General features: G+C 70.9%; 11 protein-coding genes. 10 read left to right on the forward strand and 1 reads right to left on the reverse strand.

The features are described 5' to 3' along the window. Window positions 1-38: 38 nt before the first annotated feature. From ASF40_RS02185 to ASF40_RS02230, 10 genes are all read left to right on the forward strand, one after another. A complete protein-coding gene (locus ASF40_RS02185) occupies window positions 39-1,169 on the forward strand; it encodes a thiamine pyrophosphate-dependent dehydrogenase E1 component subunit alpha (RefSeq protein WP_056365733.1) in 1,131 nt (376 codons plus the stop codon). A 65-nt stretch (window positions 1,170-1,234) separates the two neighbouring features. Beyond that, window positions 1,235-2,209: an alpha-ketoacid dehydrogenase subunit beta gene (locus ASF40_RS02190; protein WP_396654081.1), complete on the forward strand. Its 975-nt coding sequence runs from the start codon at window positions 1,235-1,237 to the stop codon at window positions 2,207-2,209. A 113-nt stretch (window positions 2,210-2,322) separates the two neighbouring features. Then, window positions 2,323-3,696 (forward strand): dihydrolipoamide acetyltransferase family protein, encoded by a 1,374-nt coding sequence (locus ASF40_RS02195; protein ID WP_056365736.1) that lies wholly within the window; start codon window positions 2,323-2,325, stop codon window positions 3,694-3,696. A 240-nt stretch (window positions 3,697-3,936) separates the two neighbouring features. Then, a complete protein-coding gene (locus ASF40_RS02200; protein ID WP_200919411.1) occupies window positions 3,937-4,920 on the forward strand; it encodes a metal ABC transporter solute-binding protein, Zn/Mn family in 984 nt (327 codons plus the stop codon). Continuing rightward, window positions 4,917-5,750, forward strand: coding sequence for a metal ABC transporter ATP-binding protein (locus ASF40_RS02205; protein WP_056365739.1), 834 nt, complete (start codon window positions 4,917-4,919; stop codon window positions 5,748-5,750). The genes ASF40_RS02200 and ASF40_RS02205 overlap by 4 nt, the downstream gene beginning before the upstream one ends. A gap of 13 nt (window positions 5,751-5,763) precedes the next feature. Then, window positions 5,764-6,642, forward strand: coding sequence for a metal ABC transporter permease (locus ASF40_RS02210; protein ID WP_056365742.1), 879 nt, complete (start codon window positions 5,764-5,766; stop codon window positions 6,640-6,642). 129 nt (window positions 6,643-6,771) lie between these two features. Further along, a complete protein-coding gene (locus ASF40_RS02215; protein WP_056365745.1) occupies window positions 6,772-7,185 on the forward strand; it encodes a Fur family transcriptional regulator in 414 nt (137 codons plus the stop codon). Continuing rightward, complete coding sequence (locus ASF40_RS02220; protein WP_056365748.1) at window positions 7,172-8,239, forward strand: permease; 1,068 nt, start codon at window positions 7,172-7,174, stop codon at window positions 8,237-8,239. Before ASF40_RS02215 ends, ASF40_RS02220 begins: the two co-directional genes overlap by 14 nt. Further along, window positions 8,232-8,996, forward strand: a complete 765-nt coding sequence (locus ASF40_RS02225; RefSeq protein WP_056365751.1) for a TIGR03943 family putative permease subunit — start codon at window positions 8,232-8,234, stop codon at window positions 8,994-8,996. The genes ASF40_RS02220 and ASF40_RS02225 overlap by 8 nt, the downstream gene beginning before the upstream one ends. Then, window positions 8,986-10,407, forward strand: coding sequence for a hypothetical protein (locus ASF40_RS02230; RefSeq protein ID WP_056365754.1), 1,422 nt, complete (start codon window positions 8,986-8,988; stop codon window positions 10,405-10,407). The genes ASF40_RS02225 and ASF40_RS02230 overlap by 11 nt, the downstream gene beginning before the upstream one ends. Window positions 10,408-10,538: 131 nt before the next feature. On the opposite strand, the gene ASF40_RS02235 is transcribed toward ASF40_RS02230, so the two are convergent. Then, a complete protein-coding gene (locus ASF40_RS02235) occupies window positions 10,539-12,185 on the reverse strand; it encodes an MFS transporter (RefSeq protein WP_056365757.1) in 1,647 nt (548 codons plus the stop codon). Between the last annotated feature and the right edge of the window lie 32 nt (window positions 12,186-12,217).

The raw sequence follows: 12,217 nt of genomic DNA on the forward strand, positions 1-12,217 counted from the left end.
TGCAGAATCGCGCATGCACGGAGAGATAGCGTGAATTCATGATCCCGGTCGACGATCACGCCCTGGTGCGGTTTCTGGAGGCGGACGGAACGTTCGCGCCGAGCCGTGCCGCCGAACCGTATCGGGAGGCCGTCGAGAGTCTCGGCGATGCCGACCTCGAGACGTTCTACCGCGATATGGCCGTTATCCGCGCGTTCGACGTGCAGGCGACGAACCTCCAGCGGCAGGGGCAGCTGGCCCTCTGGCCGCCGAGCTACGGGCAGGAGGCCGCGCAGGTGGGTTCGGCCCGCGCTGCGCGCGCACAGGACCACCTCTTCCCGTCGTACCGCGAGCACGTGGTCACGAAGATCCGCGGCGTCGACCCGATCGACATCATCCGCGTGATGCGCGGACTGACGCATGGCGGGTGGGACCCGACCGACCCGAAGAACGGCAACACCCACATCTACACGCTCGTGCTCGGGTCTCAGACGCTGCACGCCACGGGCTTCGGGATGGGGCTCGTCTTCGACGGGCGCTGTGGCACCGGCGACCTCGACCGCGACGAGGCCGTCATCGTCTACTACGGGGACGGCGCCTCCAGCCAGGGCGACGTGCACGAGGCGATGGTCTTCGCGAACAGCTACCGCACGCCCGAGGTGTTCTTCCTGCAGAACAACCAGTGGGCGATCTCGGTGCCCGTCGCGACGCAGTCGCGCTCGCCGCTGTACAAGCGCGGCGAGGGCTACGGCATGCCGAGCACGCTGATCGACGGCAACGACGTGCTCGCGAGCTGGGCCGTGACGCGCACCGCACTCGACCAGGCGCGCGCCGGCGGCGGACCGCAGGCGATCGAGGCCATGACCTACCGCCTCGGCGCGCACACCACGAGCGACGACCCCACCAAGTACCGCACCTCCGACGAGGAGGAGTCGTGGCGCCGCCGCGACCCGATCGCGCGGATGAAGACGTTCCTCATCGGGCGCGGCGCCTCCGAGGCGTTCTTCGCCGACGTCGAGGCCGAGTCTCAGGCGCTCGCCGACGACGTGCGCACCCGCACCAACGCTCTGGGCGGGCTCGAGCGCGACGACATGTTCGCGCACGTGTACTCCGAGCAGCACCCCCTCATCGACGAGCAGCGGCAGTGGCTCGCCGACTACGAGGCATCCTTCGAAGGAGGCGCATCGTGACCCTTCGACAGGCTCAGGGACCGGCGGTGGAGGCCGCGGCCGCCGCCGAGGCCGCCGCACCCACGGTGCAGACCCTGCCGTTCAGCCGGGCGATCAATGCCGGACTTCGCGCGGCGCTCGCCGGCAGCGACCGCGTCCTGCTCATGGGCGAGGACATCGGCAAGCTCGGCGGCGTCTTCCGTGTGACCGAGGGCCTGCAGGCGGAGTTCGGCGAGCAGCGCGTGCTCGACACCCCGCTCGCGGAGTCGGGACTCGTGGGTACCGCGATCGGACTCGCGATGGCCGGCTTCCGCCCGGTCGTCGAGATCCAGTTCGACGGGTTCGTCTTCCCGGCGTTCGACCAGATCACGACCCAGCTCGCGAAGATGACCAACCGGCACGAGGGCGCCCTTCAGATGCCCGTCGTGATCCGCATCCCGTACGGCGGGCACATCGGCGCCGTCGAGCACCATCAGGAGAGCCCCGAGGCGTACTTCACGCACACGGCCGGTCTCCGGGTCGTGAGCCCGTCCACGCCGAACGACGGCTACTGGATGATCCAGGACGCCATCTCGTCGCCCGACCCGGTGGTCTTCCTCGAGCCCAAGAGCAAGTACTGGCAGAAGGGCGAGGTCGACACGTCGGCGCGCGCCCTGCCCCTGCACGCGTCCCGCGTGGTCCGCCGGGGCACCGACATCACCCTCGTCGGACACGGCGCCATGGTGACGACGATGCTGCAGGCGGCGGTGCTCGCCGAGGCCGAGGGCACGAGCATCGAGGTCATCGACCTCCGCTCGCTCTCGCCGGTGGACTACGGGCCCATCCTCGACTCCGTCCGCCGCACCGGCCGCATGGTCTACGCGCAGGAGGCGCCGGGCTTCACGTCCCTGGGCTCCGAGGTGGCCGCGACCGTCATGGAGCGCGCCTTCTACGCGCTCGAGGCACCCGTGCTGCGCGTGTCGGGCTTCGACACCCCCTTCCCCCCGGCCAAGCTCGAGGGGTCCTATCTCCCCGACGCCGACCGCATCCTCGAGGCCGTCGACCGGTCCCTCGCCTACTGACCCGACCCCTTCCCCGTGAGGCGACAGATGAGGGACGAGACTGTGGGTGAAACCCACGGTCTCGGCCGCAGACTGTCGTCTCACGAAGAATCCGGGATCGAAAGGAGCTCCGCATGAGCACCCAGACGTTCGTCCTCCCCGACGTCGGTGAAGGCCTCACCGAGGCCGAGATCGTCCAGTGGCGCGTCGGCCCCGGCGACAGCGTCGCCGTCAACGACGTCCTCGTCGAGATCGAGACCGCCAAGTCGCTCGTCGAGCTGCCCTCGCCGTTCGCCGGCACGGTGGGCGAGCTGCTCGCCGCCGAGGGCACGACCGTGAACGTCGGGGCCGCGATCATCACGATCGCTTCGGCGACGGATGCTGCGCCCCCGGCCACCGTCGGGCAGTCCGAGCACGGCGAGCCCGCCGAGGCGGCCGGCGAGGGTGCGGTGCTCGTCGGCTACGGCACGGGCGGACACGTCCAGTCGCGGCGGCGCAAGCCCGCGGTTCCGGCGGAGGAGCGGGTCGCAGCATCCGTCGGCGTCATCGCGAAGCCCCCGATCCGCAAGCTCGCGCGCGACCTCGGCGTGGAGCTCTCGGCCGTCGCGCCCAGCGGCCCCGCCGGCGAGGTGACCCGCGAGGACGTCGTGCGGCACGCCTCGCAGGCCAGCGTCTTCCGCAACATCGAGACGCCCGAGTGGGGCGACGTGCGCGAGGAGACCATCCCGGTCTCGGCGCCGGCGCCTGCGACCGGGCCGGCCGGGCCGGCGGCGGTGGCTCCGTCGACGCCCGCGCCCGACGCGGCGGGCCGTGAGGAGACCATCGCGGTGCGGGGCGTGCGCAAGGCGACGTCGTCCGCCATGGTGCAGTCGGCCTACTCGGCGCCGCACGTGTCGGTGTGGACCGACGTCGACGCCAGCCGCACGATGGAGCTCGTCAAGCGCCTGAAGACCTCGCCGGACTTCGCCGACATCAAGGTCTCGCCGCTGCTCATCATGGCGCGCGCCGTCATCTGGGCGGCCCGGCGCACCCCGATGGTGAACGCCGCCTGGGCCGACGTCGAGGGCGGCGCCGAGATCCGCGTGCGCAACTACGTGAACCTCGGCATCGCCGCCGCGACCCCGCGCGGACTGCTGGTGCCCAACATCAAGGACGCCCAGGATCTGTCGATGCGCGAGCTCGCCCGGGCGCTCGAGAAGCTGACGCTCACGGCGCGCGAGGGCAAGACGACCCCGGCCGACCAGCACGGCGGCACGATCACGATCACCAACATCGGCGTCTTCGGCATGGATGCGGGCACCCCGATCATCAACCCCGGCGAGGCCGGCATCGTGGCGCTCGGCACCATCCGCCAGAAGCCCTGGGTCGTCGACGGCGAGGTGCGTCCTCGCTGGGTCACGACCGTCGCCGGCTCGTTCGACCACCGCGTGGTCGACGGCGACGGCATGTCGCGCTTCATCGCCGACGTGGCGTCGATCCTCGAGGAGCCCGCGCTGCTGCTCGACTGACCCGCTCGTTCCTCGCCGCGGGACGGAGACCGTAGCGCCGCCGCGGCTCTGTGCCGGGCGGCGCTGCGTCGTCTCTCCGATCGCGCCCGGCAGCACCCCCACGGCCGGTGAGACGACAGTCGGGGGACGAGACCCTGGGTGTTGCCCACCGTCTCGTCCGCCTGGTGTCGTCTCACGGAGGGGTCGGGGAGCGCGGGCGGAGATTTGAGAACGATTCTCATTAGCCTTAGAGTCGAGAGCATGACCTTTGTACGACGTTCCCTGCCCGTGCTCGGCCTGGCGGCAGCATCCGCCCTCGTCCTCGCCGGGTGCGCGGGAACGCCCGCCGAAGGCGACGCGGGCGACGGGAAGATCGTGGTCGTCGCCTCGACCAACGTGTACGGGCAGATCGCCGAGGAGATCGGGGGCGACCTCGTCGACGTCACGTCGATCGTGACGAACGAGTCGCAGGACCCGCACTCGTTCGAGCCGAGCGCGCGCGACCAGCTCGCCGTGTCGAAGGCCGACCTCGTGATCGAGAACGGCGGCGGCTACGACGCGTTCATCGACGCGCTCATCGAGTCCAGCGGCACCGATGCGCCGGTCGTCACCGCCGTCGAGTACTCGCACGACTGGCCCGAGAACGGCGGCCACGACGAGGAGAGCGCCGGCGACGCCGAGGACCACGCCCACGATCACGGCGACCACGAGCACGTCGAGGGCTTCAACGAGCACGTCTGGTACGACCCGCACACGATCGCGCATGTCGCTGAAGCCATCGCGACCGAGCTCGGCGAGCTGAGCCCCGGCGACGCCGAGACCTTCACCGCCAACGCCGAGGCGTTCTCCGGCGAGGTCGAGGGCCTCGAGGGGTCCCTCGAAGAGATCGCCGCAGCGCACGAGGGCGAGAAGGTCTTCGTGACCGAGCCCGTGCCGGTGTACCTCGTCCAGGCGGCCGGACTCGAGAACGCGACGCCCGAGAAGTTCAGCGAGGCCGTCGAAGAGGGGCAGGATGTCGCGCCCGCGACCCTGCTCGAATCCCTCGCGCTCGTGAAGGGCGGCGACGTGCGCGTGGTCATCACCAACACGCAGACCGGGGGCGCGGAGACGCAGGAGATCGTCGACGAGGCCGACGGGCTCGGCATCCCGGTGATCGCGTTCTCGGAAACGCTGCCGGAGGGGCAGACTTACATCTCGTGGATGCAGGCGAACATCGAGGCGCTGAGCGCAGCGCTGGACGCGTGACGCCGGCCGCCGCGGGCTCGCGCCGCGTCATCCTCAGCATCCGGGATGCCGCCCTCCAGCGCGGCGCCCGCGAGCTCTGGGCGGGTCTCGACCTCGATGTGCACGCCGGCGAGCTCGTCGCCGTACTCGGGCCGAGCGGTTCCGGCAAGACGACGCTGCTGCGCGCGATCCTCGGCCTCGAGCCGCTGTCGAACGGCGAGATCACCGTCGAGGGCGAGCCGGTGGCCCACAAGGGCAGTCGCAGCATCGGCTACATCCCGCAGGCGCGGCCGCTGCCGCGCGACACGTCGCTGCGGGGCCGCGACCTCGTGACGCTCGGCGTCGACGGCCACCGGTTCGGCTTCCCGATCCCCCGGCGCGGCGACCGGGCACGCGTCGACGCGCTCATCGACGCGGTCGGCGCCCGTGACTTCGCCGACCGGCCCGTCGGCCTCCTCTCGGGCGGCGAGCAGCAGCGCCTGCGGGCCGGCCAGGCCCTCGCCGACGACCCGCCGCTCCTCCTGTGCGACGAGCCGCTCACGAGCCTCGACCTCGCCAACCAGCAGGCCGTCATCGGCCTCATCGACCGGCATCGCCGGGAGAAGGATGCCGCGGTCCTGCTCGTCACGCACGACATCAACCCGCTGCTGGGCAAGGTCGACCGCATCCTGTACATCGCGAACGGACGGTTCACCCTCGGCACGCCGCAGGAGGTGCTCCGCTCGGACGTGCTGACGGCGCTGTACGGGGCGCACGTCTTCGTGCTGCGGGCGGGCGACCGCCTCGTGGTGGTCGGTGCGCCCGACGCCGAGGCATCCCATCACCATCACGACCACCCGATGCACGAATGAACAGGGCGCACGCATGAACTGGAACGACATCGCCGACGCGATGTTCGGCGGGCTGCCCTACTACGGCGAGATCCTCGCGCTCGTGTCGAACTCGGTGTGGGCGGGCGCGGTGCTCGGGCTGGTGGGCGGACTCGTCGGCGTCTTCGTCATGCAGCGCGACATGGCGTTCGCGGTGCACGGCATCAGCGAGCTGTCGTTCGCGGGCGCCGCGGCGGCGCTGCTCATCGGGTGGGACGTCGTCACCGGGTCGATCGTCGGCTCGCTCATCGCAGCCGCCATCATCGGCGTGCTCGGGGCGAAGGCGCGCGACCGCAACTCGATCATCGGCGTGCTGATGCCGTTCGGGCTGGGTCTCGGCATCCTGTTCCTCTCGCTCTACGACGGCCGCAGCGCCAACCGGTTCAGCCTGCTCACCGGCCAGATCGTGTCGGTGCAGACGGGCCAGCTCGGCTGGCTGATCGGCATCGGGGCGGTCGTGCTGCTCGGGCTGCTGCTCATCTGGCGCCCGCTGCGGTTCGACTCGCTCGACCCGCAGTCGGCGGCGGCCCGCGGCGTGCCGACCACCGCGGTCTCGCTCGGGTTCATGCTGCTGCTCGGCCTCATCGTGGCCGTCGCGGTGCACATCATCGGGGCGCTGCTGGTGATGGCCCTCCTGGTCACCCCCGCTGCGGCGGCGATGCGCATCGCGTCGGGCCCGCTGTCGGTGCCGCTGCTGTCGGCCCTGTTCGGGTTCGTGTCTGCGGTCGGCGGGATCCTGCTCGCGATCATGGGCACCCTCCCGGTGAGCCCGTACATCACCACGATCTCGTTCCTGATCTACGTCGTCTGCCGCGTCGTCGGCTCCCGCCGCGACCGCGTCACGCGGGCCGCCGTGCCCGAGGTCGCCCGGTGACCGGCGCCGGATTCTGCTCCCCTGTCACGAAATGCTGCCTGCGGTGGCACGGTGCGACAGGTGAGCATGCGGAGCTCGGTCTGACCGGCGCCCGGGCGACGCACAGGACCCCTCGGTAGACTCCCCACCATGGCCCAGCGCAACACGTGGCAGCGCGAACGCGTGCGCGAAGCGCTGTCGGACGCCCGCGGATTCGTCAGCGCGCAGTCACTGCACGCCACCCTCCGCGACGAGAACACCGGCATCGGGCTGGCGACCGTGTACCGCGCCCTCGCCGGGCTCGCCGCCCTGGGCGAGGCCGATTCGCTGCAGAGCCCCGAGGGCGAAGCGCTCTACCGCGCGTGCTCCAGCACCGGCCACCACCACCATCTGATCTGCCGCTCCTGCGGACTGACCGTCGAGATCGAGGCGACGGACGTCGAGCAGTGGGCCCAGCGCACCGCCGAGCGCCACGGATTCCGCGACGCAGAACACGTCGTCGACATCTTCGGGCTCTGCGCGAACTGCGCGGCCGCCCGGGATGCCCAGCGTGACGCGAACTGACCCCGGCACGCGGGGGCGCTCTGCCGAGCACCGCCACGGATCTGCATCGGATGCTGCGCCGCAGCCGTCCGCGCAGGCTCGCACCCTGCTCTGGCTCGGTGTGGGCGTCGCCGTCGTCGCCGGCCTCTTCCTCATCGACTGGCTCGCGCCGGCGCTGTTCCCGGCGTCGCTCCCGACCCGCGCCCAGGATGGCCTGACGCTCGCGATCAGCGTGCTCATCGAGTCGCTGCCGTTCGTCGCGCTCGGCGTCGTGCTGTCGATCGTCGTGCAGGTGTGGGTGCCGCCGGGCGTCATCGAGCGATGGATGCCGCGGCGCGGGTGGGCCAGACGCGCGGTGCTGTCGCTCCTCGGCATGATCGTGCCGGTGTGCGAGTGCGGCAACGTGCCGTTCGCCCGCGGCCTGCTCATGCGCGGATTCTCGGTGCCCGAGACGCTGACGTTCCTCATCGCCGCGCCGATCGTGAATCCCATCGTCATCATCACGACCCACCAGGCGTTCGGTTTCAGCGACGGCATCCTCGTCGCGCGCCTCCTCGGCGGGTACGCGATCGCGAACCTCATCGGATGGCTGTACTCGCGGCATCCGTCTCCCGACGCCCTGCTGACCGACCGCTTCCGTGACACGTGCGAGCTCGTCGTGCATGAGCCGGGCGGCAAGTGGCGGCGCACGCTCGCGCAGTTCGTGATCGAGCTGCGCGCGGTGATGCCGGCGCTCGTCATCGGCTCCGCCCTCGCGGGCGCGGTGCAGGTGCTCATCCCGCGTGAGGCGCTGCTCGCGATCGGCGCGAATCCGGCGCTGTCGATCGTCGCGATGATGGCGCTGGCGATGGTGGTGTCGATCTGCTCCAACGTCGACGCGTTCTTCGCGCTGTCGTTCGCCTCGACGTTCACGCCCGGCTCGATCGTCGCGTTCCTGCTGGTCGGGCCGCTCGTCGACGTCAAGATGCTCGCGCTGATGCGGACGACCTTCACGTGGCGCACGCTCGGCGGCATCGTGGTGGTCGTCGTCCTGTCGGCCTTCGCGATCGGGACGGCGGTGAACCTCCTTGCGTAAGACGGGTTTCGTCGGCACGCGGTGGCTCGGGGTCGGGCTGGCCGCGGCGCTCGCCGTCTTCACGATCTCGCTCGCGGTGACCGGGCGACTGGGCCTGTACATCAACCCCGACTCGACGTGGTTCGCGGTGTCGATGTCGGTGTTCGTGCTGATCGGCGCGGTGGCCTCGTTCGCCCTCCCGCTCGGCGCCGAGGCCGACCACGGCCACGACCACGGCGAGGAACCGGAGCACGACCACGGCCACCACACCTCGCACCCGCTCGCCGTCGCGGCCACCGTCGCCGGCGGGGTGGCGGCATCCGGGGTCGTGGTGCTCACGCTCGTGCTGCCTCCGGCCTCGCTCAGCGCCGAGCTCGCGATGTCGCGCGACGTCGGGGCCACGCCGCTGTTCGGCGGGGCCGACACGATCCAGCTCGCCTCGACCGGCGACACGGCCTCGTTCGGCGTCGGCGAGTGGGCGACGGTGTTCGCGACCGCCACCAATCCCGACGCGTTCGACGGCGAGACCGTCGAGCTCACCGGCTTCGTGACGCCGGGTGAGGGCGGCGAATTCGATCTCACGCGTCTGGTCATCACGCACTGCGTCATCGACGCGCAGCCCGCGAGCCTGCCCGTCGTGAGCGGCGCGAGCGCGCCCGACACCGGGCAGTGGGTCACGATCACCGGCACCGTGCGCTCGTCGTCGGACGGGCAGCTCGTGGTCGCCGCGGCCGCGGTCGAGGAGATCGACGAGCCCGAGGACCCGTATGAATACTGACGGGTCGTCACGTCGTTCGCGGTCCCGGCGTCGTCGGGGCCGCGCGTTCGTCGGAGCCTTCGCGATCGTCGTGGGCGTCCTCGCCGTTCTCGGGCTCGCCGGAGCCGCCGCGAGCGTCGCGCAGGGGCCCCGGGTGACGGACGCGTATGTCGATCCGGAGGCGGCGGCCGCAGCATCCGGCGCCCGTCTCATCGTGACCACGACGCAGTCGCTCGCCGAGATCGACCCCTCGCAGGTGACGATCACCCCCGAGACGCCGTTCGCCGTCGACACGTCGGGGCGGAGCGTCGGCGTGCGGTTCACGCTGCCGCTGTGGGACGACACCGAGTACACCGTGACGATCGACGACGTCGCGTCGCTGGGCGGCGGCCCGACGGCGACGATCACGCAGACCTTCCGGACCCCCGCGGCAGAGGTCTTCCTCATGCAGCGCGGCACGAACTCGGGCGACCTCATCTACCGCACCGACCTCACCGGGCAGAACGCGGTGCCCGTGTTCCGGCACGCCCACATCGAGGACTTCCGCGCGACATCCCAGCACCTCGTCGTCTCGGTGCGCACCGACGACGATCAGGCCGGGCTCATCGTCACCGATCTGGACGGCGAGAACGCGCACGAACTGCCGCTTCCCGGCGACGGGTTCGTGTCGAACCTGCAGACCGCCGATCGCGGTGAGCGCATCGGCTACACGTTCTCGGACGCCGAGCTCACCGCCGACTCGGGTCGCGAGAGCCGGCTCTACACCGCGTCGCTGAGCGAACCGGACGCCGATCCGACTGCGATCGAGGTCGAGGGCGCCGACCCCCGCGTCGCGGAGTGGCGGTTCGTGCCCGACACCGACAGCATCCTGCTGCTCTCGTTCGACGGCTCGCTGCTCTTGACGGGCTCGGATGCCTCGGCCGGCGCGCCGACCGCGCTCGGCGACGCGCTGACCATCGAGGGCATCGCCCGTGGTTCGAGCGAGGCGGTCGTCGACCGGCTCGACCGGGCCACCGTGATCGACCTCACCGACGCGAGCGAGGCCGACCTCGTCGCGCCCGACATCGACCTCGGCGGGACGACGTCGGTGACGCCCCTCCCCGACGGCTCCACGATCCGCACGGCGGCGGTGCTCGACGCCGACGGCGTGCCGACCGGGCGCACCTCGGTCGCCCACGTGGGCGCCGACGGTGCGACGACCATGCTCACCGAGATCGCCGACACGGATGCCGTCATCCAGGTGTGCGTGTCGCCCAGCGCCCGCTACCTCGCGGTGCTCGTGGCGCCCGACGCCGTGACGAACTCCTACGACACGTACCAGCACCCGCTGCCGAAGCGCCCCGAGACACGCGTCCTCGAGGTCGCCGACGGCGACCCCGTCGTCGGGCTCAACGGCTCCTCGATCTCGTGGTGCCAGGTGCCGCCCCGCTGACCCGGCGGACGGACGCGGGGACGCAGCATCCGTGTCACGTCCTCACCTGAGGACGAGAGCCGAGATGCGGACCGTGCGCACCGGCTCGCTCCGCATCTCGGCGCAGATCCTCAGCTGAGGACGCGAGGAGCTCAGGAGGGGCGGGCGGATGCTGCGTCCTCGTCGTCCGTCTCCGTCTTGGGCGCGGCGGGATTGGGCAGCGTGGCCGGCAGGCCGCTCGAGAGCATGAGCCCGAGCACCGTGAGAGCGAACACGAAGAACAGCGATTGGCGCAGCGACTCGACCTGCGTGTCGGCATAGATCTGAGCGACCTCGGAGGCGGACTCGGGGTCGGCGCCGGCATCCGTCAACAGGTCCTCGGCCTGCTGCTGCGAGATGATCGGCGCGCCCTTCGAGGCGGTGGCGACGACCTGCTGCTGGATGTCTGACGGGATCGTCGTGCTCTGCTCCACCGCCGCAGTGAAGCCCGAGGTGAGCAGCAGGATGAACACCGAGCCGACGATCGCCGTGCCGAACGACGAGCCGAGGTTCTGGAACGTTCCCTGGAGGCCACCGACTTCCGAGGTGTCGGACTGCGAGACGGCCGACATGTTGACGTTGCCGAGCTGGGAGGCCAGAAGGCCGAAGCCGGCGCCGACCACGAACATGCCGGCGGCGAACGCCCAGTCGGCGAGCTCGGGCTGCACAGCCAGGAACACGATCAGTACGCCGAGGCCGAGCGTGAGCTGCCCGATCCGGCCGATGTTCTGCGCCGTGCGCACGGTCGACAGCCGCGACCCGAGGATCGAGAACAGGATGAGCCCGAGAGACAGCGGCAGGATCTTCAGGCCCGTCTGCAGGGCGTCGTAGCCGAGGATCGTCTGCAGGTACACGGGCACGACGAAGAACAGCGCGGCGATCGCGAAGTACTGCGCCATGAACATCGTCAGGCCGCTGCGCAGCGCCGTGATGCGCAGCAGGCTGACTTTCAGCAGCGGCACGTGGCCGCCCCGCTCGAGCTGCTGCTGCCGCTTCACGAAGAGCCACAGCACGACGAGCGACAGCAGGATCAGGTACGCGACGGGCGAGATGCCGAGCGGGGCGAACGGCTGGCCGTTGATCACGGGCGGGTCGAGCGGCTGGAACCAGCCCCACGTCTTGGACTGCAGGATGCCGTAGACCAGCAGCCCCAGGCCGAGCGCCGAGAGCACGACGCTCAGCAGGTCGATCCGCAGCTTGCGGTCGCCCGGCACGTCCTTGATGCGCCCCGACACGATGAGCACGACGGTCATGACGACGGCTTCGGCGACGAAGACGTAGCGCCACGATGAGTAGGTCGTGACGAGTCCGCCGATGAGCGGGCCGGCCGCGGCGGCGCCGCCGGTGACCGCGCCGAGCACGGCGAACGCGACCACGCGCTCGCGGCCGGTGTAGTTGATCGCGGCCAGGGCGGCGATCGCGGGGATCACGAGCACGGCGCCGAGCCCCTCGACGAGCGACCAGCCGAGCATCAGCACCGTGAGGTTCGGCGCGAGCGCGGTGGTCAGCGAGCCGATGCCGTAGACGACCGACCCGATGCGGAAGGCCATGCTGCGGCCCCAGCGGTCGCCGAGCTTGCCGCCCGTGAGCATGAACGCCGCCATCGTCAGCGCATAGAACGTGATGGCGGCCTGCATGCCCGAGATGTCGGTGCCGAGGTCCTCCGCGACGGTCGAGATCGAGACGTTCATGACCGTGCTGTCGAGCACCATGATGAACTGCGAGACGCTCAGCAGGATGAGTACGAACCACTTCCCCATGCGCGAACAGTATCGGCGGCGGTGCGTCGCCG

The sequence above is a fragment of the Microbacterium sp. Leaf288 genome (assembly GCF_001422925.1).
Lineage (GTDB): Bacteria > Actinomycetota > Actinomycetes > Actinomycetales > Microbacteriaceae > Microbacterium.

Bases quoted from the DNA above. Each gene is read 5' to 3' on its own strand.
- ASF40_RS02185 (WP_056365733.1), top strand. From the start codon at position 39: ATGATCCCGGTCGACGATCACGCCCTGGTGCGGTTTCTGGAGGCGGAC.
- ASF40_RS02195 (WP_056365736.1), top strand. From the start codon at position 2,323: ATGAGCACCCAGACGTTCGTCCTCCCCGACGTCGGTGAAGGCCTCACC.
- ASF40_RS02200 (WP_200919411.1), top strand. From the start codon at position 3,937: ATGACCTTTGTACGACGTTCCCTGCCCGTGCTCGGCCTGGCGGCAGCA.
- ASF40_RS02210 (WP_056365742.1), top strand. From the start codon at position 5,764: ATGAACTGGAACGACATCGCCGACGCGATGTTCGGCGGGCTGCCCTAC.
- ASF40_RS02215 (WP_056365745.1), top strand. From the start codon at position 6,772: ATGGCCCAGCGCAACACGTGGCAGCGCGAACGCGTGCGCGAAGCGCTG.
- ASF40_RS02230 (WP_056365754.1), top strand. From the start codon at position 8,986: ATGAATACTGACGGGTCGTCACGTCGTTCGCGGTCCCGGCGTCGTCGG.
- ASF40_RS02235 (WP_056365757.1), bottom strand. From the start codon at position 12,185: ATGGGGAAGTGGTTCGTACTCATCCTGCTGAGCGTCTCGCAGTTCATC.